General features: G+C 46.4%; 26 protein-coding genes. 24 read left to right on the forward strand and 2 right to left on the reverse strand.

The window, feature by feature from the left end; translation table 11 throughout:
- Positions 1-164: 164 nt before the first annotated feature.
- The 8 genes from R8N47_RS03570 to fliJ all read left to right on the forward strand — a co-directional run bounded on the left by R8N47_RS03570 (position 165) and on the right by fliJ (position 8,526).
- Positions 165-1,196, forward strand: coding sequence for a sensor histidine kinase (locus R8N47_RS03570; protein WP_005380459.1), 1,032 nt, complete (start codon positions 165-167; stop codon positions 1,194-1,196).
- A 36-nt stretch (positions 1,197-1,232) separates the two neighbouring features.
- Complete coding sequence (locus R8N47_RS03575; RefSeq protein WP_005380460.1) at positions 1,233-2,642, forward strand: sigma-54-dependent transcriptional regulator; 1,410 nt, start codon at positions 1,233-1,235, stop codon at positions 2,640-2,642.
- A 122-nt stretch (positions 2,643-2,764) separates the two neighbouring features.
- Positions 2,765-3,076, forward strand: coding sequence for a flagellar hook-basal body complex protein FliE (gene fliE / locus R8N47_RS03580; protein ID WP_005384482.1), 312 nt, complete (start codon positions 2,765-2,767; stop codon positions 3,074-3,076).
- 14 nt (positions 3,077-3,090) lie between these two features.
- Positions 3,091-4,833: a flagellar basal-body MS-ring/collar protein FliF gene (gene fliF / locus R8N47_RS03585; protein ID WP_005380462.1), complete on the forward strand. Its 1,743-nt coding sequence runs from the start codon at positions 3,091-3,093 to the stop codon at positions 4,831-4,833.
- A complete protein-coding gene (gene fliG, locus R8N47_RS03590; RefSeq protein WP_005380470.1) occupies positions 4,826-5,881 on the forward strand; it encodes a flagellar motor switch protein FliG in 1,056 nt (351 codons plus the stop codon). The genes fliF and fliG overlap by 8 nt, the downstream gene beginning before the upstream one ends.
- Before the next feature lie 71 nt (positions 5,882-5,952).
- Complete coding sequence (gene fliH / locus R8N47_RS03595) at positions 5,953-6,753, forward strand: flagellar assembly protein FliH (protein ID WP_005394317.1); 801 nt, start codon at positions 5,953-5,955, stop codon at positions 6,751-6,753.
- Positions 6,754-6,756: 3 nt separating this feature from the next.
- Positions 6,757-8,076 (forward strand): flagellar protein export ATPase FliI, encoded by a 1,320-nt coding sequence (fliI, locus tag R8N47_RS03600; RefSeq protein ID WP_005384474.1) that lies wholly within the window; start codon positions 6,757-6,759, stop codon positions 8,074-8,076.
- A gap of 6 nt (positions 8,077-8,082) precedes the next feature.
- The gene (gene fliJ / locus R8N47_RS03605) at positions 8,083-8,526 is read left to right on the forward strand and encodes a flagellar export protein FliJ (protein WP_054575510.1); all 444 of its coding nucleotides are present in this window, start codon (positions 8,083-8,085) and stop codon (positions 8,524-8,526) included.
- A 40-nt stretch (positions 8,527-8,566) separates the two neighbouring features.
- Here the strand turns inward: fliJ and R8N47_RS03610 are convergent, their stop codons facing one another.
- Both R8N47_RS03610 and R8N47_RS03615 read right to left on the reverse strand, forming a co-directional pair.
- Positions 8,567-8,881, reverse strand: coding sequence for an NIPSNAP family protein (locus R8N47_RS03610; RefSeq protein WP_005380475.1), 315 nt, complete (start codon positions 8,879-8,881; stop codon positions 8,567-8,569).
- Between the two features lie 39 nt (positions 8,882-8,920).
- Positions 8,921-9,064 (reverse strand): hypothetical protein, encoded by a 144-nt coding sequence (locus R8N47_RS03615; protein WP_182039393.1) that lies wholly within the window; start codon positions 9,062-9,064, stop codon positions 8,921-8,923.
- Positions 9,065-9,161: 97 nt separating this feature from the next.
- Here R8N47_RS03615 and R8N47_RS03620 point away from each other — a divergent pair, with 97 nt between their 5' ends.
- From R8N47_RS03620 to R8N47_RS03695, 16 genes are all read left to right on the forward strand, one after another.
- Complete coding sequence (locus tag R8N47_RS03620) at positions 9,162-11,015, forward strand: flagellar hook-length control protein FliK (RefSeq protein ID WP_064354228.1); 1,854 nt, start codon at positions 9,162-9,164, stop codon at positions 11,013-11,015.
- 85 nt (positions 11,016-11,100) lie between these two features.
- On the forward strand, positions 11,101-11,604 hold the full coding sequence (fliL, locus tag R8N47_RS03625; RefSeq protein ID WP_005380477.1) for a flagellar basal body-associated protein FliL: 504 nt from the start codon (positions 11,101-11,103) through the stop codon (positions 11,602-11,604).
- A 7-nt stretch (positions 11,605-11,611) separates the two neighbouring features.
- Positions 11,612-12,658 carry a flagellar motor switch protein FliM gene (gene fliM, locus R8N47_RS03630; RefSeq protein WP_005380478.1) on the forward strand — a complete coding sequence of 349 codons (1,047 nt, stop codon included), beginning with the start codon at positions 11,612-11,614 and terminating at the stop codon, positions 12,656-12,658.
- A gap of 58 nt (positions 12,659-12,716) precedes the next feature.
- Positions 12,717-13,127 carry a flagellar motor switch protein FliN gene (fliN, locus tag R8N47_RS03635; RefSeq protein WP_005380479.1) on the forward strand — a complete coding sequence of 137 codons (411 nt, stop codon included), beginning with the start codon at positions 12,717-12,719 and terminating at the stop codon, positions 13,125-13,127.
- Position 13,128: 1 nt separating this feature from the next.
- Positions 13,129-13,542 carry a flagellar biosynthetic protein FliO gene (gene fliO, locus R8N47_RS03640; RefSeq protein WP_005380480.1) on the forward strand — a complete coding sequence of 138 codons (414 nt, stop codon included), beginning with the start codon at positions 13,129-13,131 and terminating at the stop codon, positions 13,540-13,542.
- A complete protein-coding gene (gene fliP, locus R8N47_RS03645; protein ID WP_005394311.1) occupies positions 13,529-14,398 on the forward strand; it encodes a flagellar type III secretion system pore protein FliP in 870 nt (289 codons plus the stop codon). The genes fliO and fliP overlap by 14 nt, the downstream gene beginning before the upstream one ends.
- 24 nt (positions 14,399-14,422) lie before the next feature.
- Complete coding sequence (fliQ, locus tag R8N47_RS03650) at positions 14,423-14,692, forward strand: flagellar biosynthesis protein FliQ (protein ID WP_005380488.1); 270 nt, start codon at positions 14,423-14,425, stop codon at positions 14,690-14,692.
- 8 nt (positions 14,693-14,700) lie between these two features.
- Positions 14,701-15,483 carry a flagellar biosynthetic protein FliR gene (gene fliR / locus R8N47_RS03655; RefSeq protein WP_005384463.1) on the forward strand — a complete coding sequence of 261 codons (783 nt, stop codon included), beginning with the start codon at positions 14,701-14,703 and terminating at the stop codon, positions 15,481-15,483.
- 3 nt (positions 15,484-15,486) lie between these two features.
- Positions 15,487-16,617, forward strand: a complete 1,131-nt coding sequence (gene flhB / locus R8N47_RS03660; RefSeq protein ID WP_005380490.1) for a flagellar biosynthesis protein FlhB — start codon at positions 15,487-15,489, stop codon at positions 16,615-16,617.
- Between the two features lie 210 nt (positions 16,618-16,827).
- Positions 16,828-18,927, forward strand: coding sequence for a flagellar biosynthesis protein FlhA (flhA, locus tag R8N47_RS03665; RefSeq protein WP_025998722.1), 2,100 nt, complete (start codon positions 16,828-16,830; stop codon positions 18,925-18,927).
- Between the two features lie 28 nt (positions 18,928-18,955).
- Entirely contained in the window at positions 18,956-20,473 is a 1,518-nt protein-coding gene (gene flhF / locus R8N47_RS03670) for a flagellar biosynthesis protein FlhF (protein ID WP_064354227.1), read from the forward strand.
- Positions 20,474-20,487: 14 nt separating this feature from the next.
- Entirely contained in the window at positions 20,488-21,375 is an 888-nt protein-coding gene (locus R8N47_RS03675) for a MinD/ParA family protein (RefSeq protein ID WP_005380498.1), read from the forward strand.
- On the forward strand, positions 21,368-22,102 hold the full coding sequence (locus R8N47_RS03680) for an RNA polymerase sigma factor FliA (protein WP_005380499.1): 735 nt from the start codon (positions 21,368-21,370) through the stop codon (positions 22,100-22,102). The genes R8N47_RS03675 and R8N47_RS03680 overlap by 8 nt, the downstream gene beginning before the upstream one ends.
- Positions 22,103-22,147: 45 nt before the next feature.
- Positions 22,148-22,516 (forward strand): chemotaxis response regulator CheY, encoded by a 369-nt coding sequence (gene cheY / locus R8N47_RS03685; protein ID WP_017635949.1) that lies wholly within the window; start codon positions 22,148-22,150, stop codon positions 22,514-22,516.
- A gap of 118 nt (positions 22,517-22,634) precedes the next feature.
- A complete protein-coding gene (locus R8N47_RS03690; RefSeq protein WP_005380502.1) occupies positions 22,635-23,375 on the forward strand; it encodes a protein phosphatase CheZ in 741 nt (246 codons plus the stop codon).
- 9 nt (positions 23,376-23,384) lie between these two features.
- The gene (locus R8N47_RS03695) at positions 23,385-25,625 is read left to right on the forward strand and encodes a chemotaxis protein CheA (protein WP_064354226.1); all 2,241 of its coding nucleotides are present in this window, start codon (positions 23,385-23,387) and stop codon (positions 25,623-25,625) included.
- Positions 25,626-25,631: the final 6 nt, after the last annotated feature.

A 25,631-nucleotide genomic window follows, 5' to 3' on the forward strand; every position in this document is an offset into this window, starting at 1 on the left:
ACTTGTGCTAGTTAACATCGTTTTTCTGGCATCCAAAACCGTTATCTCTGAGTGTCAACTTATTGTCGATAGCTTAACGTCCTGATAAATATAAAAAATAGCTTGGTACGCTAATTGCTTACCAAGCTATTTTAGTTTTAGCGGCGATATTTCGACAGGCAGTAATGGATAACAACACCAATCAATCCCATTTAGATTCCGTAGAGAATCAGGTTGAGCGCTACAAACAGGTGCTCGATGTGATGCCTGCTGGAGTGATTTTGCTCGATACGTACGGAGTAGTGCGTGAAGCAAATCCAGAAGCGCACCGAATTCTTGAGATTCCACTGGTTAACGAAAAATGGTTCAACGTTATCCAGGCGGTGTTTGACCCACGTGAAGATGATGGCCACGAAGTTTCATTACGTAATGGCCGTAAAGTTCGACTCGCCATCTCGGCGTCCACAACAGGTCAATTGATCCTGATTACCGATTTAACCGAAACCCGTTTACTTCAAGCTCGTGTCAGTGATTTACAGCGCTTATCGTCGTTAGGACGTATGGTTGCGTCGCTTGCTCACCAAGTAAGAACGCCGCTGTCGAGCGCTATGTTATATGCATCCAATTTGGGAGCGCCAAATCTTCCTCCAGCGACAAAAGATCGCTTCCAAACCAAATTAATGGATCGACTGCACGATTTGGAAAAGCAGGTTAATGATATGCTGCTTTTTGCTAAAGGTGGTGATAATAAAGTCATTAAGCCATTTACGATTGCCCAGTTGGTAGCGGAATATCAGCCGATGGTCGAAACCGCGCTAAAAAACAACAGTATTGATTACTGCCTAGAAGTGGAAGAAGAACAAACTGAACTACTAGGCAATGCGAACGCCATTGCATCCGCATTGAGTAATCTGGTCATGAATGCGATTCAAATGTCTGGTAAAGAATCGCAAGTCGATATTTTTTTCCGCCCGGTAAATGGTGAGTTACGCATTTCTGTGCAAGACAGCGGACCGGGAGTGCCCGAAGAACTGCAAGCCAAAATCATGGAGCCATTTTTTACCACACGTTCTCAAGGAACTGGATTAGGGTTGGCAGTTGTTCAAATGGTTTGCCGTGCCCATGACGGTCGATTGGAACTTATTTCAGAGCAGGGTGATGGAGCCTGCTTCACCATGTGCATTCCGCTAGAGCGAGTGCAAACAGAAGCGCAATAAGCGGCTTTTGGTAATAACAATTTCTGGAGAATCATAATGGCGCAAAGCAAAGTGCTGATCGTAGAAGACGATGAAGGTCTTCGTGAAGCCCTAGTCGATACTCTGGCTCTGGCTGGGTATGAGTGGTTGGAAGCGGACTGTGCTGAAGATGCACTGTTAAAGCTGAAATCGAATACGGTTGATATCGTCGTTTCTGATGTGCAAATGGCGGGTATGGGTGGCTTAGCTCTGCTCAAAAGCATCAAGCAGAATTGGCCTAACTTACCAGTATTGCTAATGACGGCGTACGCCAATATTGAAGATGCCGTGTCGGCAATGAAAGATGGCGCGATTGACTACATGGCGAAACCATTTGCACCAGAAGTGTTGCTAAATATGGTCAGTCGTTATGCACCGATAAAAAGTGATGACAACGGTGACGCTATCGTTGCTGATGAGAAAAGTCTGAGCTTACTCGCGTTGGCCGATAAAGTGGCGCGTACAGATGCGAATGTTATGGTGCTAGGTCCGAGTGGCTCAGGTAAAGAAGTGATGTCGCGTTATATTCACAACGCGTCAAATCGTAAAAATGGTCCTTTTGTCGCAATTAACTGTGCCGCGATTCCTGACAATATGCTCGAAGCAACACTGTTTGGCTATGAAAAGGGCGCATTTACTGGTGCTGTTCAGGCATGCCCAGGAAAGTTTGAACAAGCGCAAGGTGGCACAATCTTGCTTGATGAAATCAGCGAAATGGACTTGAACCTGCAAGCGAAGTTGTTGCGTGTTTTGCAAGAGCGAGAAGTAGAGCGCCTAGGCAGTCGCAAAAGCATCAAGTTAGATGTTCGTGTGTTAGCGACTAGTAACCGTGATCTTAAGCAATACGTGTCAGAAGGAAACTTCAGAGAGGACTTATATTACCGCCTGAATGTATTCCCAATTGCGTGGCCTGCACTTAAAGAACGTAAAGGCGATATTGCACCGCTTGCCAAGCATCTTGCTGAGCGTCATTGCAGCAAAATGGGCATGCCAGTGCCTCAATTCTCGACCGTTGCGTTAGAAAAACTATTGCAATACCCTTGGCCGGGTAATGTTCGTGAGTTGGATAACGTGGTTCAACGAGCGCTGATATTAAGTGAAAATGGCGACATCGATGCTGAGCACATTTTGCTTGAGGGCGTAGATTGGCAAGATGCCAATAGCTTACAACACGTGGTGCAAAATGCAGATATGGTCGTGCCCAATGTTAAGCCAGTTGCTCAAGCTGAGAGTGTCAGCCGCCCAGTAACTGGTGGAGAAGGCTTAGGCAGCGAGCTGCGCGATCAAGAATACGCCATTATTTTAGAGACTTTGGTTGAGTGTAATGGTCGACGCAAAGAAATGGCGGAGAAACTGGGTATAAGCCCTCGAACCTTGCGCTATAAGCTTGCCAAAATGCGTGATGCTGGTATAGATATCCCGAATTAACACAGACAACGGCCATAAGACGAAAAGTGTAAGTAAATTGATTGCTAATGTCTTATGGCACGTTAATTGCTGTGTCAATAATCAGTTTTGTTAATAGTCAATCTTTTGGCTTAGAGGTGCTAATGAAAATTGATGGTATTCAGGCAGAAATGCGCGCCATGATGGTAGAAGCAACCAATACGGCTCCTACTGCAAGTGGGGCGAAAGTTGGAGCGGATTTTAACGATCTCCTAACTAAAGCCATCAATAACGTGAACACACTTCAAAAAGCATCTGGTGATTTACAAACCCGTTTTGATCGTGGTGATGCCGATGTATCCCTTTCTGACGTTATGATCGCTCGTAACAAGTCTAGTGTCGCTTTTGATGCGACGGTTCAAATTCGCAATAAACTCGTTGAGGCATATAAAGATCTCATGAACATGCCAGTGTAATTTAGGTAATAAGTGTGGCAGACAAGTCTACAGATTTAACCGTCACTGAAGGCGGCTCAGATGGTGCACTGGTAGCAAGTTCCGATGTGGATGTGGAGAGTCAAAATCCAGATCTAGAAGAGCGCAGTGCGTCAAAATTCGATATGGCAGTGGGCGACCTCGATTTACTTCGTCAGGTTGTGCTTGTGCTGTCGATATCCATCTGTGTTGCATTGATCGTGATGCTGTTCTTTTGGGTCAAAGAACCGGAGATGCGCCCACTTGGTGCGTATGAGACCGAAGAATTGATCCCCGTTCTGGATTATCTGGACCAGCAGAAAATCAATTATAAGCTTGATGGCAATACTGTTTCTGTTGAATCGAGTGAGTACAACTCGATCAAACTTGGCATGGTTCGTTCCGGCGTTAACCAAGCTACAGAAGCAGGCGATGATATTTTGCTGCAAGACATGGGTTTTGGTGTTTCACAACGTCTCGAGCAAGAGCGTCTCAAACTCAGTCGAGAGCGCCAATTGGCTCAAGCAATTGAAGAAATGAAGCAAGTTCGCAAAGCACGAGTGTTATTGGCACTGCCAAAGCACAGCGTGTTTGTGCGTCATAACCAAGAAGCGTCTGCGTCGGTATTTTTGACATTGTCGACAGGCACGAACCTTAAGCAGCAAGAAGTGGATTCTATTGTCGACATGGTAGCGAGTGCCGTGCCGGGAATGAAAACTTCTCGAATTACCGTCACAGATCAGCATGGCCGCTTACTCAGCTCAGGCTCCCAAGATCCCGCTTCTGCGGCGCGACGCAAAGAACAAGAATTAGAACGCAGCCAAGAGCAAGCGCTGCGCGAAAAAATTGATTCCGTACTATTACCGATTTTAGGTTATGGCAACTATACGGCGCAGGTTGATATCCAAATGGATTTCAGTGCGGTTGAACAAACTCGCAAACGCTTTGATCCGAACACCCCTGCGACCCGCAGTGAGTACGCACTCGAAGATTACAATAACGGTAACATGGTAGCGGGTATTCCGGGTGCGTTGAGTAATCAGCCTCCAGCGGATGCCTCAATTCCGCAAGATGTGGCTCAAATGAAAGATGGTTCTGTCATGGGGCAGGGGTCAGTTCGTAAAGAGTCCACGCGTAACTTTGAGCTAGATACCACCATCAGCCACGAGCGAAAGCAGACAGGGACGGTGGCTCGTCAGACCGTTTCTGTTGCGATTAAAGACCGTCGTCAAGTTAACCCTGATACGGGTGAAGTGACTTATACCCCAATGTCCGAATCTGAAATCAATGCCATTCGCCAAGTATTAATTGGTACTGTTGGCTTTGATCAAGGCCGTGGCGATTTGCTGAATGTATTGAGTGTAAAGTTTGCTGAGCCAGAGGCTGAGCAGCTAGAAGAACCACCAATTTGGGAGCACCCTAACTTCAGTGATTGGGTTCGTTGGTTCGCAAGTGCATTAGTGATTATTGTGGTTGTGTTGGTTCTGGTTCGCCCAGCAATGAAGAAATTGCTTAACCCTACCAGCGATGATGAAGACGAAATGTACGGACCAGACGGCTTGCCGATTGGTGCGGATGGTGAAACTAGCTTGATTGGCAGTGACATCGAAAGCAGCGAACTGTTCGAGTTTGGCTCAAGTATTGATTTGCCAAACCTTCATAAAGATGAAGATGTATTGAAAGCGGTTCGCGCTCTGGTTGCGAATGAACCTGAACTGGCTGCTCAAGTAGTGAAAAACTGGATGAATGACAATGGCTAACGATATCGTACCTCAAGATGACAACGCCGCGGGAATGCCAGTAGAGCTGGATGTTTCAACCATTACTGGCGAAGAAAAAGCGGCAATTTTGCTACTGAGCCTTAATGAACAAGATGCAGCTGGCATTATCCGTCACCTAGAACCAAAACAGGTTCAGCGTGTTGGTAGTGCGATGGCTCGCGCGAAGGATCTCAGCCAAGACAAGGTATCTGCTGTTCATCGTGCGTTTTTGGAGGATATCCAGAAATACACCAACATTGGTATGGGCAGCGAAGACTTTATGCGTAATGCACTGGTTGCCGCTCTTGGTGAAGACAAAGCCAACAACTTAGTTGACCAGATCCTACTTGGTACGGGCTCAAAAGGTTTGGATTCTTTGAAATGGATGGACCCACGCCAAGTGGCGAGCATTATTGTCAATGAACACCCACAGATTCAAACTATCGTACTGTCTTATTTAGAAGCAGACCAATCTGCAGAGATTTTGTCTCAGTTTCCTGAGCGCGTGCGTTTGGATCTGATGATGCGTATTGCCAACCTTGAAGAAGTTCAGCCATCAGCATTGGCAGAGCTGAACGAAATCATGGAGAAACAGTTCGCGGGTCAAGCGGGTGCACAAGCAGCCAAAATTGGCGGCCTGAAAGCAGCAGCGGAGATCATGAACTACCTAGACAACAACGTCGAAGGTTTGTTGATGGAACAAATTCGCGATCAGGACGAAGACATGGCGACGCAAATCCAAGACCTAATGTTTGTCTTCGAAAACTTAGTCGAAGTGGACGACCAAGGTATTCAGAAGTTGCTGCGTGACGTACCACAAGACGTGTTGCAAAAAGCACTCAAAGGTGCAGATGACTCGTTACGTGAGAAAGTCTTCAAGAATATGTCTAAACGTGCTGCTGATATGATGCGTGATGATATAGAAGCGATGCCGCCAGTACGAGTGGCAGATGTAGAAGCCGCTCAGAAAGAAATCTTAGCAATTGCCCGTCGAATGGCGGATGCTGGTGAGCTCATGCTATCTGGCGGTGCTGACGAATTCTTATAATTTCTATTGCTTCGCAATTATCCTATTGCGGAGCACCCTCACTTCTTAATCGAACACACAATAGGTAACCCATGGCTGGCGATAGAAAACGTGGATTTATCCGTCCTGATGAAGATGATTCGATGATCGAACCTCAACGTTGGGGGCTGCCTGATTATGGCGAGCCTAAAGCCAAACAAGCAAAACAAACCGCGTTCAACTATGACCCGGGATGGGTGCCGAATTTTGATGAGCCTGAAGAAGAGCAGCCACTTGCGCTAACCGAAGAACAAATTGAACTGATTAAGCAAGGTGCTTATCAAGAAGGCTTACATCAAGGTCAGGAAGCTGGCTTTAAGCAAGGTTACGACAAAGGTAAAGAAGAAGGGTTGCAAGCCGGCCATGCTGAAGGTCTCGAGCTCGGAAAAGCTGAAGGGGTAACTGCAGGGCAAGAATACATTCAGCAGCAAGTTGAAACTTTTATGAACTTGGCCAATCAGTTTGCTCAACCTTTGGAGTTGATGAATGCTCAGGTTGAAAAGCAGCTGGTGGATATGGTGCTCTGTTTAGTTAAAGAAGTGGTGCACGTTGAAGTACAAACCAACCCTCAAATTATTTTAGATACAGTGAAGCAGTCGGTCGAAGCGCTACCAATATCAGGCCACCCTATTACCTTGCACCTGAATCCAGAAGATGTCGCGATTATTCGTTCAGCTTATGGTGAAGAAGACCTTAATTGTCGCAACTGGACGTTAGTTGCTGAGCCATCGCTCAATCGAGGTGATGTCCAGATTGAAGCCGGCGAATCAAGCATTAATTATCGCATGGAAGAACGCGTCAAAAGCGTATTGCACAGCTTTTGTGGCGCAAACCGTCATCAAGAGGGTGAGTAATCCATGCAAGCACTCGCTGACCGCTTAAAAAGCTACAAAGTTGAAGGCCTTACGACGCGCCCTGTCGCCTCTGGCAAACTGGTGCGTGTGGTTGGGTTAACGTTGGAAGCAACCGGCTGTCGCGCACCAATTGGCAGTTTATGCTTAGTGGAAACCATGTCAGGTCAGATGGAAGCCGAGGTTGTCGGCTTTTCAGGTGACAACCTATTTTTAATGCCAAGTGAACAAATTACGGGCATTTTACCTGGCGCGAGAGTCACCCCTTTAACCAGTGACGCTGGTTTGCCTGTCGGCATGGAGCTACTTGGGCGCGTGATAGACGGGGTTGGGAATCCACTTGATGGACTTGGCCCTTTGTATACCGATCACCGTGCCTCTTTTAATGCCGAACCAATTAACCCGTTGGCTCGAAAGCCAATTTCTGAACCGCTCGATGTTGGCCTAAAAGCTATCAATGGTTTGTTGACGGTCGGTAAAGGTCAGCGTATCGGTCTGTTTGCAGGTTCTGGTGTGGGTAAATCGGTCACGCTTGGCATGATGACGCGAGGCACCACCGCACAGGTTGTGGTCGTCGGCCTGATAGGTGAGCGTGGACGTGAAGTTAAAGAGTTCATCGAAGAGATCTTGGGTGAGGACGGTCGTCGCCGCTCAGTGGTGGTCGCGGCGCCTGCCGATGCTTCACCTCTAATGCGCTTAAAGGGGTGCCAAACGGCATTAACGATTGCTGAATACTTCCGGGACCAAGGGTTAGATGTTCTGCTATTGATGGACTCGTTGACTCGTTTTGCACAAGCACAGCGTGAAATCGCACTTTCTGTTGGTGAGCCGCCAGCGACGAAAGGCTACCCGCCTTCTGTATTTGCCAAGCTGCCAGCGCTGGTTGAGCGAGCGGGTAATGGAAGTGCCGAACAAGGCTCGATTACGGCGTTCTTTACCGTGTTGACCGAAGGGGATGATTTGCAAGATCCGATAGCGGACGCATCGCGAGCCATTCTTGATGGCCATATTGTACTTTCTCGTGAAATGGCGGATGCAGGCCATTATCCGGCGATTGATGTCGAGAAGTCGGTGAGCCGTGTTATGCCGCAAATCACGACGGAAGAGCACGTTTTGATGTCAAAAGCGGTGCGACAGGTCTTGTCTATTTGTCGCAAGAATCAAGATTTGGTCTCGATTGGAGCGTACAAACCGGGTACCGATCCTGCTATTGATGGCGCATTTACTTTGAAACCGAAGTTAGACGAATACTTGCAGCAGAGCATGAAAGAATCGGTGCCATACGATATGTGCGTCAATATGCTTAGAAACATTTTGGGTGGTTGATAACGCATGAATAACGCGATGGAGTTTCTACTTGAGCAAACTAAGGATCGTGAAGACCAAGCTGTGCTTGCACTGAACAAAGCGCGTTCTGAACTCGAAGATTATTACCGTCAGGTTGAACAAATTGAAAAGTATCGGCTTGATTATTGCCAGCAACTCGTCGACCGTGGTCAGGCGGGCCTAACGGCAAGTCAATATGGACACTTAAATCGATTCCTTACCCAGCTAGATGAAACTTTATCTAAGCAAAAGCAAGCAGAAAGTCATTTCAAAGAGCAGGTTGAAAACTGTAAAGAATATTGGTTAACCGTGCGTAAAGAACGCAAATCCTATGAGTGGATGATAGACAAACGCGAAAAAGAGAAACAACTTGCTGAAGCTAAGCGCGAACAAAAGCAAATGGACGAGTTTTCCACCTTACTTTACAGTCGAAAACCACATAGTTTCTAAAGGTTATTGGTTCGATATTGCATTACGGTGTTGCACTTGACTACATCTCTACCGATTCAAGTAAGGTAACTTTGATTGAGTCTTGTTCAATTAACTCAAACACCTTCGGTCGAATCTCGCGAACCCACCACTCGTTGTATGTTTTTTCGTAGAGAGCCTGGCGTGCTTGTTCATTGTCGAACTCTCTAAGCCAAACAAAATAGTCATGTCCATCATCACCAGTGTGGACGTAAGTATTCAGTACACGCATGCCTTGTGAGCGTTGATAGGGCAACAGTTCTTCCTTCATCCAACTTAGCCACTGTTCTGTTTTGCCTGCTCTGATTCTATATTGGCGTAATTCTGTGATCTTCAAAGTGATTCCTTAATTGTTAAGTCAAATGTCTGTTTACGCTTATCGTTTTTCAAAGTCAATCAAGTAGCTGTACATCATGTTAGAAACCAGGTTCTCGGATAGTACTGTTGATGTTTGTTCCATAAACATGCCATCTATTAGCTTACCGAGAATTGGCTCAATATTGTGGTGTGATTTTTGCATTTTAGCTGTCAGTGTCGGGTCTTTTTGACCTTTGTTTGCCGCCAGTATTGCTGTCTGTCAGCGATACGCTCAGAGCCACGAGAACGAGAGTTTCTAAATGAGTGTGAATTTGTCCCATGTATCTGCGACTACCAAGACGCCAGTTTCTGATGTGTCCGCTAAAGCGTCCGCAAAGAGCACTGAGAGCAAGGGATTTTTAGAAACGTTAACCGATGCATTTGCTGGTAAACAAAAGCCCGAAAAAGTAGCAACAGAATCGACAGTGGTTGAAGAAAAAGAAAGAGCGGATGTAGGCAGTACTTCTTCTGCTAACGTCTCGGACGAATTGTTGGCGCAAGAAAGCCAAGAATCCGTCAGTGACGGGACCCATGATTTTGATGAAATATCAGCAAACAAACCGAATGCAACCTTAAGTGAAGAAGTAAGTTTACAAAAGGCGAGTAACAGCACACCTTTGGAGCATGATGTTGAAGCTATTGAAAAAGTGAAATCAACATCAATTGATACGAGTAACCCATCAAATACAATGGACGTAAAAAGCACGATGGGCGAAGGACAACAGCTTCTTGGTCGAATTGAACAAGCGAATCAAACCCTGAATGCGAGTAATGCATCCATCGATAGTGGCAAAGTTTTGCCTCAGAGCGCGAATTTAGTGCATTCGTTCCACGAGCAAGCAACCGTTTCGACACACCTTGATGAGCTGGCTTTGAATGAAACGCCATCAGCTCATTCGCTTGAACAAGCACAGATGATCCCAGGACAAGACTTAGAGCCAATTTTAGATAAGAATGGTCAACCTATCGATGTCGACAAACTTTCGCCTGAGTTTGCTGCTTGGCAAGAGCTAGCGAAACAAGCCAGCCATCCGACGGCTAAGAGCGCAGTCAGTGGTGAAGTAGCTAATGATCTGTCGCCGTTGTTAACAGACGTTGATGGTTCCAACATCGACGCGCTTCCACGAGTATCCTTGGATGAACTTGAAGTTATAGATACTAAGTTGGCGCAAGGAAAACCACTGACTCAGCAAGAAGCTCAGATCATTGAAGGGTTGAAACAAGGAAGGATCACGGCGGATATTCCTGATCAAGACCTTGCCCAATTTGTTGCGCTCCCTAATGACATTAAACAGATTCTCGCAGAGCAACAAGTACAACATAATTTAACTCGCCAGGCTGGACCTATGGCAGTGTCTCAGCAAATCCAGCATACAGCGGCTCAAGTACCCCAGCCACAAACTGCTCATAGTGGAGAAAAAGTCGCATTATCTCCAACGCCTGATACGTTGATAGCCGCGCAAGTGCCGACGTCGCTTCAAGGTGTGAAAGACGGAGAGATTAGCCAGAAAGTGATGAACGCAGCATTGGCGACTGGTGCGCTAAAGGCGACTGCTGATAAACAAGATAAGCCGGACCTCCAACACGGTTTCGCTGGACAGCTTCAGGCTATGGCAGGTCAGCAGGGAATTAATGTACAGCAACAAGCGCGTATTGATGCTGCACAACAAGCTCAGCTTCCGTTGCAACTAACTAAAGAGCTAGCCAACGAGCAAGTTGCGGAAAAAGTGCAAATGATGATGTCGAAGAATCTGAAAAATCTCGATATTCGTCTTGATCCACCAGAGTTAGGTCGTATGCAAATTCGTATGACCATGAATAACGACGTTGCCAATGTACATTTTACAGTGAACAACCCGCAAGCTCGTGACATTATTGAACAGACGCTCCCTCGTTTGAGAGAAATGCTAGCGCAACAAGGTATGCAGCTGGCTGATTCTTCCGTCCAGCAACAAAACAGCGGGCAACAGCAAGGTAGGTATACTGCTGAACAACATGGTCAAAGCGCGCAAAGTGGCGGTTTTTCTGGACAGTCCGAAGAGGGTTTTGAATCTGATGTCAATCTGGATTTGAATGTCGCTTCAAAGCGTGATGGAATTAGTTTTTACGCATAAAAGGCCGTTTAACGGCAATGGCATACGGTTACCAAGCAACTCACTAAAACGTCTTGGTAACTCAAAAGAACAATAAGAGACAAGAATGGCAGAAGAACAGTTACAAGGGGCCGATGCGCCGAAAGGAAAAAGCAAGTTACTTATCATCATCATCGCTGTTGTAGTATTACTACTTGGTGGCGGGGCAGCGGCATTTTTTCTAATGGGCTCTGATGAACCTGCTCAGGCTGAATCGTCTCAACAGGCTCAAGTGAAGGCATCGGATGCTGCGCCCATCGCGTATGTGAATCTTCCTCAGGCATTTGTATTTAACGTTACTGGGGATAGCCGCGATAGGTTGGTTCAAATTAAAGCGCAGTTAATGGTTCGCGGTGCAGAAAATGAAGAGTTGGCGCGGTATCATTCGCCACTGATTGAAAGCTCTATGCTATCAACGTTTGCTTCCGCGACGGTTGATCAATTGCGCTCTCCTACAGGACGAGTGGAATTGCGCGATCGTGCTTCCGAAGATATCAAAGCAGCGCTGAATGCTGCGGTCGGTAAGCCAGTGATTGAAAAAGTACTGTTTACAGATTTTGTTATTCAATAGGTAAAACGTGACCGATCTATTAAGCCAAGACGAAATTGATGCGCTATTGCATGGGGTTGACGATGTTGATGACGTCGATGAACCGATAGAAAACGACACTGAGGGTGCCGTCAATTTTGATTTCTCGTCGCAAGACAGGATCGTACGTGGTCGAATGCCGACGCTCGAACTTATCAACGAGCGCTTTGCACGGCACATGCGTATTAGTCTGTTTAATATGCTGCGTAAAACGGCAGAGGTGTCGATCAATGGCGTGCAGATGATGAAGTTTGGTGAATACCAGAACACATTGTACGTGCCAACCAGTTTGAACATGGTGCGTTTTCGTCCGTTAAAAGGCACTGCGTTGATCACCATGGAGGCTCGTTTAGTCTTTATTCTGGTAGAAAACTTCTTTGGCGGTGATGGTCGATTCCACGCCAAAATCGAAGGCCGTGAATTTACCCCAACGGAACGCCGCATCATTCAGTTGTTACTGAAAATTGTATTTGAAGATTATAAAGAAGCGTGGTCGCCAGTGATGGGGGTAGAGTTCGAATATCTCGACTCTGAAGTAAACCCAAGTATGGCAAACATTGTCAGCCCGACAGAAGTGATTGTCGTGAGTTCCTTCCATATAGAAGTTGACGGCGGTGGCGGCGATTTTCATGTCGTTATGCCTTACTCCATGGTTGAGCCTATCCGTGAACTATTGGATGCAGGTGTTCAGTCCGACAAGATGGAAACGGACGTTCGCTGGAGCTCAGCACTACGTGAAGAGATCATGGATTGTCCGGTTAACTTCCGCGTGAACTTGCTCGAAAAAGACATTTCTTTGCGTGACCTCATGGAGCTGCAACCTGGCGATATCATCCCGATTGAAATGCCAGAACATGCGACGATGTTTGTAGAAGACCTACCGACCTATCGCGTAAAAATGGGTCGTTCGGAAGACAAATTAGCGGTGCAAATTTCTGAGGAAATTGAGCGCCCACATGTCGTCAAAACAGATTTAGCTTTCTTAGGTAAAGACATCATGTCCGAGCTTGAGAGTGAAGACGATATAGACCATTAAGATACCTTATTAAATAGACATGCTATGGCATGAGTAAGGCGTAACACAGGATAGAAAAATGGAACCAAGTGACGATCAAAAGCTAGCAGACGAATGGGCAGCCGCTCTTGGCGAAGACCCGTCTGCCCCTTCTGTAGACGTAGATGAAGTATTGGCTGCGCCACTGGAAGAGCTAAAAGACACTTCAAGCCCAATTAGCGAAGATGAGCGTCGTAAACTCGACACTATTATGGATATCCCGGTGACGATTTCGATGGAAGTCGGTCGTTCTCAAATTAGCATTCGGAACCTGTTGCAGCTTAACCAAGGTTCGGTTGTTGAGTTGGATCGTCTAGCCGGTGAGTCGCTCGACGTATTGGTTAACGGTACTTTGATTGCTCACGGCGAAGTCGTGGTCGTCAACGATAAGTTTGGTATCCGTTTGACGGATGTGATCAGCCAAACTGAACGAATTAAGAAGCTGCGTTAAGATGAGTCGTTCAATCAAAATGCGATTGAAGCAAATCACTGGAGCACTGAGCTTAATGCTAAGTGCTCCTTATGCATTTGCTGCCGCACCAAATAATCTGGATCTTGCGACGACACTTGGCTCGCTTGTGCTTGTAATCGGCGTGATTCTTTTGCTGGCTTGGTTGCTGAAACGTATGCAAGTGCCAGCGATGGGACAACAAAAGGGCTTGCGTATAGTGAGTCAGTTGCCAGTGGGTACAAAAGAAAGAATCGCAGTAGTTCAAGTGGGTGAAGAACAGTTTTTGGTTGGGATTACTAGCCAATCGATCCAAACTTTAGCCAAGTTAGATAAGCCACTGAAAGAGGAAGAGTTGGCGACCAATGCTTTTGCGACTCAATTTAGCCAGCTGATCAAAAAACATGACAAAGGGTAATCCAATTCGTTTGCTCCTGAGTACGTTGTTACTTTTTGTCGGCGTGCTGTTTTCTTCATTTACCTTTGCTGAAGCAGAGGAGTCAGCGCTGCCAGATAACTTAGCCGATGGAAGTGGTGTTACAGTTCAGGCTATGCAAAGTGATACTGGTGCTAGCCGTGCTATGTCCGTTTCTAGTGGCGGTGGTATTCCAGCATTCACCATGACCACGAACCCTGATGGCAGTGAAGACTACTCGGTTACACTACAAATTTTAGCGTTAATGACCATGCTTGGCTTCTTGCCTGCCATGGTGATTCTGATGACCTCGTTCACTCGAATTGTGGTGGTGATGTCGATATTGCGTCAGGCAATGGGTTTGCAACAAACGCCTTCTAATCAGGTTATTATTGGTATTGCGCTGTTTTTGACCTTTTTTGTTATGTCTCCTGTCCTGAACGAAATCAACGACAAAGCTGTTCAGCCTTATTTGAACGAGCAAGTTACGGCGCGAGAAGCGTTTGATGCTGCACAAGCGCCAATGAAAGCATTTATGCTTAAGCAGACCCGAATCAAAGATTTGGAGACGTTCGTAACCATGTCAGGAGAGCAAGTCGAGAATCCAGAAGATGTGTCGATGGCGGTGTTGATTCCGGCTTTTATCACCTCAGAGCTAAAAACTGCATTCCAAATTGGCTTTATGCTCTTCTTGCCGTTTTTGATTATTGACCTTGTAGTCGCTTCGGTACTGATGGCAATGGGTATGATGATGTTGTCACCAATGATTGTTTCGTTGCCGTTCAAGTTGATGTTGTTCGTATTGGTCGATGGTTGGAACTTGATACTCTCGACACTCGCGGGCAGCTTTGCCCTTTAGTTAAGCGCAGATAGAGGATAAGACATGACACCAGAAATGTTTGTCGAGCTTTTCCGTGAAGCACTTTGGATGGTGCTTATCATGGTCTGCGCCATTATCATCCCAAGCTTGCTTATCGGCCTTGTAGTTGCGATTTTTCAAGCTGCGACATCCATCAACGAACAAACATTGAGCTTCTTACCGCGTTTGATTGTCACGCTTTTGGCCCTGATGCTGTTTGGGCATTGGATGACGCAAATGTTGATGGAATATTTCTATGGCTTGATTGAACGCTTACCTCAGGTGCTTTATTAGAGGCGCCTATGGAGTACCCCACTAGCGTTGTCTTAGATTGGATCGCAAACTACTTCTGGCCCTATGTTCGTATCTCATCCATGTTGATGGTGATGACAGTAACCGGGGCCCGATTTGTTTCGCCAAGAATCCGCCTTTACCTCGGTTTAGCCATCACTTTCGCTGTCATGCCAGCTATCCCCGCCGTACCTCAAGACATTGAGCTACTCTCGTTTCGTGGCTTCATGACCATTGCCGAGCAAATGATCATCGGCATAGCGATGGGTATGGTTACTCAATTTATGATTCAAACCTTTGTCCTACTTGGTCAAATATTGGGTATGCAATCAAGTTTGGGCTTTGCTTCTATGGTTGATCCCGCAAATGGTCAGAACACGCCATTGCTTGGTCAGTTATTCATGTTCTTAACGACAATGTTTTTCCTTGCCACCGATGGACACTTAAAAATGCTGCAATTGGTGGTATTCAGTTTTAAAACTTTGCCGATTGGCTCCGGCTCTCTAAACGCGGTTGATTTTCGTGAAATGGCAGGCTGGCTTGGTATTATGTTCCAAACGGCACTGAGTATGTCTCTATCTGGCATTATTGCGCTACTGACCATTAACTTGTCGTTTGGTGTAATGACCCGTGCCGCACCACAGCTGAATATCTTCTCGCTTGGTTTTGCTTTTGCTTTGATGGTGGGTCTATTACTTTGTTGGTACATACTGGCTGGTCTATACAGTCATTATGAAATGTTCTGGACAGTGGGTGAGGCGCAGATTTGTCGGCTTATTCGCTTGGAGTGCTAAGATTTGGCAGAATCAGACGGTCAGGAACGCACCGAAGAAGCCACGCCCCGACGGTTACAACAAGCCAGAGAAAAGGGGCAGGTCGCTCGATCTAAAGAGCTCGCATCAGCATCTGTGCTGATCGTTGGCGCCATTTCATTGATGTGGTTTGGAGAGGCGTTAGCACGTTCATTGTTTTCCATCATGAGCCGTTTATTTGATCTTCAACGAGAAGAGATTTTCGATACTGCAAAACTGTTTGATATCGCTTTGGGCGCGATGAGTGATTTGTTGTTCCCACTATTTTTGGTGTTAGCGACATTGTTTACCGCCGCCATGATTGGAGCAGCAGGTGTGGGAGGAATCAGTTTTTCTGCCCAAGCGGCCATGCCCAAGCTGTCGAAAATGAATCCGCTTAGCGGCTTAAAGCGAATGGTTGGCATGCAAAGCTGGGTAGAGTTGATCAAATCAATCCTTAAAGTGGTTCTGGTCACTGGTGTCGCCATCTATTTGATCCAAGCATCGCAGGCCGATCTGATTCAATTGAGCATGGATGTGTATCCGCAAAACATCTTCCATGCTTTAGATATTTTGCTGAACTTTATTTTGCTGATCAGTTGCTCGCTATTGATTGTGGTTGCCATCGATATTCCATTTCAAATCTGGCAGCACGCTGATCAGTTAAAAATGACGAAGCAAGAAGTCAAAGACGAATACAAAGAGACTGAAGGTAAGCCGGAAGTGAAAGGCCGTATTCGTATGTTGCAAAGGGAAGCGGCTCAACGTCGAATGATGGCGGATGTTCCTCAAGCTGATGTTATTGTTACTAACCCAGAGCACTTCTCGGTAGCGCTTCGTTATAAACAGAAGACAGACCGTGCGCCAGTCGTGATCGCTAAAGGTACTGACCACATGGCGATGAAGATTCGAGAAGTCGCCCGCGAACATGACATTACGATTGTGCCTGCACCACCTTTGGCTCGTGCGTTGTACCACACGACAGAACTCGAGCAAGAGATCCCCGATGGGTTATTTACTGCCGTCGCTCAGGTTTTGGCATTTGTATTCCAATTGAAGCAATACCGAAAACGAGGTGGACAGCGCCCGAAAATTCAAGATTATGATTTGCCAATCCCGCCCGAGCACCGTCATTGATACGAAAAGCGGTAAAGCCTTAAAAAAGCTCGTTTGATCAAAAGCTAAGCTTTATTTGAGTGTTTAGTCATTATTTTGGCGCTAATTATGGTACATAGATTGCTTAAAACGCTTTAATTATCAACCCTACCTAAACTTTTAGGCTAAAGCGGTCGCGTATTAATAGTAAGAGCTTACGTGACGCTTCAATCGATTGAGATCTCTCGCAGTATGAAGTTAAGCCTGCCGTTTGCAGATAAATTGCCACGAATCCCTCAACGTGAAATGCCAGCTATTGGTGCTCCGGTGATGGTTTTGGCCACCCTAGCGATGGTGGTACTGCCGATTCCAGCATTTTTGCTGGATATGTTCTTCACCTTTAACATCGCGCTTTCGATGGTGGTGTTGTTAGTGACCGTTTACACACGTCGCCCTTTGGACTTCGCTGCTTTCCCAACGGTATTGCTGATCGCCACGTTGCTCCGCTTGGCTTTGAACGTTGCCTCGACTCGTGTCGTCTTACTGCATGGTCATGAAGGCGGTAATGCGGCAGGTAACGTAATTGAGGCGTTCGGTAACGTCGTTATTGGTGGTAACTACGCGGTCGGCCTAGTGGTTTTCCTCATCTTAATGATCATCAACTTTATGGTGGTGACCAAAGGTGCGGGTCGTATCTCTGAGGTAAGTGCTCGCTTTACGCTTGATGCGTTGCCGGGTAAGCAAATGGCGATTGATGCGGACTTGAATGCCGGATTGATAGACCAAGAGCAGGCAAGAGTTCGTCGTTTTGAAGTGACCAAAGAAGCGGATTTCTATGGCTCGATGGATGGTGCCTCGAAGTTCGTAAAAGGTGACGCGATTGCCGGTATTTTGATTCTGTTTATCAACATCGTCGGCGGTCTGTCGATCGGTATGGCGCAGTATGGATTGGGTTTCGGTGAAGCGATTGAAATCTATACCTTACTGACAATCGGTGATGGTTTGGTCGCACAAATCCCATCGCTATTGCTGTCGATTGCAGCGGCAATGATGGTGACGCGCCAAAACACCGATGAAGACATGGGTGAACAACTGGTCTTCCAGATGTTCGACAACCCAAAAGCGCTGATGATTACTGCAGCTATTCTTGGTGTGATGGGCATCGTACCGGGCATGCCGCACTTTGCGTTTTTGAGCCTGGCAGTCGCGGCCGGTGCAGCGGCATATTTCATCGATAAACGGCAGAAGCAGAAAGCGAAAGAGCCCGCTTTACCAGCAACAGCAGATGAAGGTACAGAACCTTCCTCACAGCGCGAACTGTCTTGGGATGACGTCCAGCCAGTCGATATTATTGGCTTGGAAGTAGGTTATCGCTTAATCCCTTTGGTGGACAGAGATCAAGGTGGGGAACTGTTAGAGCGCGTAAAAGGCGTGCGTAAAAAGTTATCGCAAGATTTTGGGTTCCTAATTCCAGCGGTTCATATTCGTGACAATCTTGAGCTGACCCCAAACAGTTACCGAATTACATTGATGGGGGTTGCGGTGGGCGAAGCAGAGATTCGTCCGGATCAAGAGCTAGCGATTAACCCAGGTCAGGTGTATGGCATGATTGATGGGGAGCCAACCATTGACCCTGCTTTTGGACTGGAAGCCGTATGGATCCGAGAAGATCAGCGTGAGCACGCGCAAGCCTTAGGTTATACGGTTGTTGATTCATCAACGGTATTAGCGACGCACCTGAGCCAGTTATTGACCAACAACGCATCACAGCTAATTGGTCATGAAGAAGTAGAGAATTTATTAGAAATGTTGGGACGCAGCGCGCCTAAGTTAGTCGAGAACTTTGTTCCTGACCAATTACCATTAGGTGTGGTGGTGAAAGTCCTACAAAACTTGTTAAACGAGGCCATTCCAATCCGCGATATTCGCACGATTGTTCAAACTTTGGCTGAGTACTCAAGTAAGAGTCAAGAAGCTGACATATTGACGGCAGCAGTTCGAATTAGTCTTAAACGTCTAATTGTTCAAGAAATCAATGGTATAGAGCCTGAGCTACCAGTGATTACTTTGATACCCGAACTGGAACAAATATTGCATCAAACTATGCAAGCATCAGGAGGCGAATCCGCGGGGATTGAACCGGGACTCGCTGAGCGATTGCAATCTTCACTAAGCCAAGCGACACAGGAACAAGAACTGAAAGGCGAACCTGCCGTTCTGCTTACTTCTGGTGTATTACGCTCGACGTTGGCGAAATTTGTGAAGAACACAATACCTAATCTCCGGGTACTGTCTTACCAAGAAATCCCGGATGAAAAACAGATCAGAATTGTGCAAGCCGTGGGTAACTGATCTCACGCATCATTAATGGATTCATAGTTTGAAAATAAAGCGATTTTTTGCCAAAGACATGAGAACGGCGCTGCTCCAAGTGAAAGAGGAGTTAGGCGCGGAAGCGGTGATCATGTCAAACAAGAAAGTGGCTGGTGGAGTAGCGATTGTTGCGGCGATAGATAGTGAATCTAATCCGTCTCAAGCAAGCGCAGCGTCACAGCAAAATCGCGGTGCTTCTCAATCGAATCGCTATAACGAACATCGTCAAATGTCATCGTCTTCTGCTGATCGTTACCAAGATCGTCATTTAGATGAAGATAAAATTAGCCTGAACAGTAATAACAGTAACAATGAAAAAACAGGCTCAATGACGCAGCGATTCGCTAATATGCTTAAGCAATATAGCGGTGGTGCAGCAGATGCTGACGACCACGTAGCGGAAAATGAAGATTCGCTCTCGGCTTTGCTGCAACGCCAAAATAAGCATCGCGACGGCTACAACCAAGAAAAGCCAGCGCCATATCAACCAGATTCACCTTTGGCGAAGCTAATCGCACAGGACAATCGATTTGAACGTCCGACGCCCAAGCTGGACCCGACGCGCTATGACCGACGTCGCCCAAGCGATGAGCGTGGCGAATCGGCCGATGAGCTAGAAAGCATGCGCGAAGAGATGACGTCAATTCGTCGTCTGTTGGAGCACCAAGTTTCTGGCCTGATGTGGCAAGAAGTAGAACGCCGTGAGCCGCTAAGAGCGATGCTGATTAAGCGCTTAGAGCGAATGGGCGTTTCTCCGGAGTTAGCAGACCAGATGGCCTGTTATATCCCGGAAGATACAAAGCCAGCGCGAGCGTGGAAAGCGTTATTGTCGCTGGTGGCGGATCAAATCAATATTCCTAAACAGGACATTTTAAAACGTGGTGGCGTAGTCGCATTGTTGGGTCCGACGGGGGTTGGGAAAACAACAACCGTAGCGAAACTCGCAGCACGCGCAGCCATGGAATACGGTGCCGACAATGTGGCCCTTGTGACAACAGATACATATCGCATAGGTGCACATGAGCAACTCTCAATTTACGGAAGAATCATGGGTTGTCCCGTAAGAGTTGCTAAAGATTCTAACGAGTTAGCCGATGTTATATATCAGCTAAGAAACAGAAGACTGATTTTGGTCGATACGGCAGGGATGGGGCAACGAGATGTGAGGCTTTCCGAGCAGCTCGACACTCTAATGCAAGAGAGCGGGGAAGTGATTCACAGCTACCTTGTTTTGCCGGCTACCGCACAACGTCGTGTTCTACAAGAAACGCTGGATCACTTCCGACGTATACCACTTTCGGGTTGTATTATGACGAAGCTTGATGAGTCATTAAGCCTAGGCGAATTCATCAGTGTAGTGATTCAAAACGCAATGCCAGTAGCTTACATCGCTAATGGCCAGCGCGTACCAGAAGACATTGTGATAGCGCAACCAAAATATATGCTTGCGAAAGCAAATGAACTGTTAGAGAAGTCGACAGAGAACGAACCTCACTTTTGGAACAGTGACAGTGAAGGACTCTAAGGCGGCGGACTACTATGACTGAGAATATGATACACGATCAAGCAAGCGGCCTCCGTCGCTTAACACAACCATCGTTGACCAAAGTGATTGCTGTTACTGGCGGCAAAGGTGGTGTGGGGAAATCAAACGTAACACTGGGTCTGGCGATTTGTATGGCTCGCCAAGGCAAGAAGGTGATGGTTCTCGACGCTGATTTAGGTCTGGCCAATGTGGACGTGATGCTCGGAATTCGTGCAAAACGTAATCTAGGACATGTCTTAGCGGGTGAATGTGAGCTAAAAGATGCGATTGTCGAAGGGCCTTATGGTATAAAGATAATTCCTGCAACTTCTGGCACACAGAGCATGACAGAGCTTTCTCACGCTCAGCATGCTGGACTCATCCGAGCATTTGGTAGTCTTGAAGACGAAATGGATGTCCTGCTGATTGATACCGCTGCTGGTATCTCTGACATGGTAATCAGTTTTTCGCGAGCAGCTCAAGATGTGGTTGTAGTTGTGTGTGATGAACCGACGTCAATCACAGATGCCTATGCATTAATCAAGCTGTTGAGTAAAGAACATCAAGTTCAACGCTTTAAAGTTGTAGCAAATATGGTCAGAAGCTACCGTGAAGGGCGAGAATTGTTTGCAAAGTTGACACTAGTCACAGAGCGATTCTTGAATGTTAGCCTTGAACTCGTAGCATGTATTCCATTAGATGATAAAGTACGACAGGCTGTAAAAAGACAAAAAATTGTCGTTGATGCGTTCCCACGCTCGCCTGCCGCTTTAGCTATCAGCTCACTAGCAAACAAAGCGTTGACGTGGCCACTACCGAAAACACCAAGTGGACACTTGGAATTTTTTGTGGAAAGGTTGCTAAATCGTACCGAATTCGCAGAGGACCCTTTTGGTGAATAAAGCGATAACCTATGACCAACATGGCAAATTTAATAGCCAGCAGGCGTTCATTGAACGTTATTCAGTGTTGGTTAAGCGCATTGCTCACCACCTACTAGGCCGTTTACCGCCGAGTGTTCAGGTAGAGGATTTAATTCAGGCCGGCATGATCGGTCTTATCGAAGCTCAGCAGAATTATGATGGTTCTAAAGGTGCGAGCTTTGAAACTTATGCAGGTATCCGTATTCGTGGCGCAATGTTAGATGACATGCGTAAAGGCGATTGGGTACCGCGTTCTGTTCATAAAAATAATCGAGAGATTAACCAAGCGATTGCGGAGCTGGAAGGCGAATTAAATCGAGATCCTACTGATTCTGAAGTAGCCACGCATCTCGGTATGACACTGGATCAATATCATAGTGCTCTTACCGATATCAACTGCTCAAAATTAGTCGGTATTGAAGATTTAGGCGTTTCTGATGATGTGATTTCACCAGCGGATGAAACCGATGACAGCAACCCATTCAAAGGGGTAGTTGATGAATCATTTCGAAAAGCACTGGTTGAATCAATAAAACAGCTTCCAGAGCGTGAAGCTTTGGTTCTTTCGCTTTATTATGATGAAGAACTCAATTTGAAAGAAATTGGCGATGTGTTAGGCGTAAGCGAATCTCGCGTAAGTCAAATACTGAGTCAAGCGATGCAACGTTTACGTACCAAGCTCAGTGCGTGGACACAAAATGACTAAAAACACTGATTTTACGATTCAGTGGAGGCAATTTTGAATAAAAACATGAAGATCCTTATTGTTGATGATTTCTCAACAATGCGCCGTATTGTTAAAAACCTGCTTCGTGACTTGGGTTTCAATAACACTCAAGAAGCGGACGATGGTTTAACCGCATTACCAATGCTGAAAAAAGGTGACTTCGATTTTGTTGTAACTGACTGGAACATGCCAGGTATGCAAGGCATCGATTTGCTTAAACACATCCGCGCGGATGCAGAACTTAAGCATCTGCCAGTTCTAATGATCACGGCTGAAGCGAAGCGTGAGCAGATCATTGAAGCTGCTCAAGCAGGTGTAAACGGCTACATTGTTAAGCCATTTACTGCTGCAACATTAAAAGAAAAATTAGATAAAATTTTCGAGCGTTTATAACTCTCTCTTTCTCTTTGTTATTCGAGTCATTCATACCAATTATTAAATACCTATTAAATGACTCGTTTAGCGTTTTCAAAGTGATAAGAAGAACTAAACGTAAAAGGGTCTATTCAGAATGATCTCACTAGAGCAGGCGAAGTCACTCGTTCAAATGCTAGAAAACGGGGAACAAGACCAAGCCAATATGCTTGTTGCCTCGATCTACGAAGGTGCCGATAACCCAATGCTGCAAGAAATTGGAGCGTTAACTCGAGACCTTCACGAATCACTCAAGCAGTTCAGTCTCGATCAGCGCATGACCGAAATTGCGAAAGACGAAATCCCTAACGCTAGGGATCGTCTCAATTATGTGATCGAGAAGACAGAGCTTGCAGCCAACAAAACAATGGATGCGGTCGACTGCTGCCTTCCTATCGCTGACAACCTGCATGATTGCCTTCTAAAAGTTCGTCCTCAATGGAATGAACTCATGCACGGGCGCATAGAATTAAGCGAATTTAAAGCACTGTGTCACCGAATCGACGGGCTATTAGTGCAAGTCGAAGGTGACAGCACTGAATTGCGCGGCCAATTGACCGAAATTCTCATGGCGCAAGACTTCCAAGACCTAACTGGCCAAATCATTCGCCGCGTAATTACGTTGGTTAATGAAGTTGAAGGCCGCTTAGTGGAAATCCTAACCGTATTCTCTGGAAATAAACTTGAAGAACATATTCAAGTTTTGTCAGAACCGGCAGATAAAAAGAATACACAAACAAGCGAAGCCGAAGGCCCGATTCTTCATCCAGAACTGAGAGAAGATGCGGTTTCATCGCAGGACGAAGTCGATGACTTGTTGTCCAGTCTTGGATTTTAAAGGTAACGTATGAGCTACGATTTAGACGAAGATATTCTTCAGGACTTTCTCATTGAGGCTGGGGAAATTCTCGAGCTGCTTTCTGAGCAGTTGGTTGAATTGGAAAATAACCCAGAAGACAAAGACTTACTTAATGCTATTTTCCGCGGGTTTCATACCGTAAAAGGCGGTGCCGGCTTCCTTTCATTGGCAGAGCTAGTCGATACTTGTCATGGTGCGGAGAACGTGTTCGACGTTTTACGAAACGGTCAACGCACGGTAACGCAAAACTTAATGGATACGATGCTAAAAGCCTTGGATACGGTTAATACCCAGTTCCAGGCTGTTCAAGATCGTGAGCCGTTAGAAGCTGCGGACCCTGAGCTTCTTGAAGAACTTCATCGTCTATGCAAACCTGAGTCAGAAGATGAAGTAGCGGCAACCGTAGTTGAAGAACCAGTGGCTACTCCAGAGCCTATTATTCCCGAGCCTATCATCGAAGAACCTGCTGCGCCGTCAGCACCATCAAGTGTCGGCTCTGTTGATGAAATTACCCAAGACGAATTCGAAAAGCTACTTGATGAGCTTCATGGTAAAGGTTCAGCGCCAGGCACCTCAATGTCTGCGACACCTACAACGCCATCTGAACCGCCTCAATCGAGTGCGCCATCAGTTGAAAGTGGTGATATCACTGATGATGAGTTTGAACGTTTACTCGATGAACTGCACGGTGTAGGAAAAAGTCCTTCTACGGCAGAGGCTGCTGCATCTGCATCCGTACCAGTAGAGCCACCTAAAGCGGCAGAGCCTTCCGCTCCACTGGCATCTTCATCAAATCAAGACAGTGACTTAATGACGGACGAAGAGTTCGAAAAGTTACTAGATGAGCTACATGGTTCAGGTAAAGGTCCAACGCTAGAAGAATTGGACATGGCAACGAAGCCAGCGTCAGCAAACGTAGAGCAAAGCCCTGCGAAACCTGAGCCTGTTGCTAAGCCAGCACCCGTTCAAGCAGCGCCAGCACCAAAGCCAGAATCTAAACCAGTCGCGGTAAAAGAAGAAGCCAAAGCACCAGCGGTTAAAAAACCTCAGGCTGAAGCAACCGTTCGTGTTGATACCTCGACACTTGATACCATCATGAACATGGTGGGTGAGCTCGTATTGGTTCGAAACCGCCTATTAAGCCTTGGTTTGAATAGCGACAACGAAGAGATGTCCAAAGCGGTCGCTAACCTTGACGTGGTAACTGCGGATCTACAAGGCGCGGTAATGAAAACGCGTATGCAGCCAATTAAGAAAGTGTTTGGCCGCTTCCCACGCGTTGTTCGTGACTTGGCTCGTAACCTAAATAAAGACATCGTGCTAGAAATGCGCGGTGAAGAAACCGACCTCGATAAAAACCTTGTAGAAGCATTGGCCGATCCGTTGATTCACTTGGTGCGTAACTCGGTTGACCACGGTATCGAAATGCCAGACGATCGCGCGAAAGCAGGTAAATCTCGTACTGGTAAAGTGATCCTGTCTGCATCACAAGAAGGTGATCATATCGAACTGGCTATCGTTGACGATGGTGGCGGTATGGACCCGAACAAACTGCGTGGCATCGCGGTGAAGCGTGGCATGATGGATGAAGATGCGGCGGCACGTTTAACAGATAAAGAGTGCTTCAACCTTATCTTCGCACCTGGCTTCTCAAGTAAAGATAAAATTTCTGACATTTCTGGTCGTGGTGTGGGTATGGACGTGGTTAAGACGGCGATCAATACCTTAAACGGTTCAATCGATATCGATTCTGAGCTAGGCAAGGGCACTAAGATTACGATCAAAGTACCACTAACGTTAGCGATTTTACCGACTCTGATGGTTGGTGTTGGCGGTCATCCTTTTGCTCTACCATTGGCTTCGGTGAGTGAAATTTTCCACTTGGATCTTAGTCGTACAAACGTGGTAGATGGTCAGCTGACGATTATTGTGCGTGAGAAATCTATCCCACTATTTTACTTACAAAACTGGTTGGCATCCAAATCGCAAAACGTCCAAGAGCGTACTGGTCACGGTCACGTGGTGATTGTACAGATTGGTAACCAGCGCGTTGGTTTTGTTGTGGATACGCTTATTGGTCAAGAAGAAGTGGTTATTAAGCCACTCGATAATCTATTACAGGGCACTCCAGGTATGGCTGGTGCGACAATTACTAGCGATGGCCATATTGCATTAATTCTAGATGTGCCTGATTTACTTAAGCGATATGCTGCGGCTTCACGCCTTTAAGCAAAG

Source organism: Vibrio sp. 2132-1 (assembly GCF_033344315.1).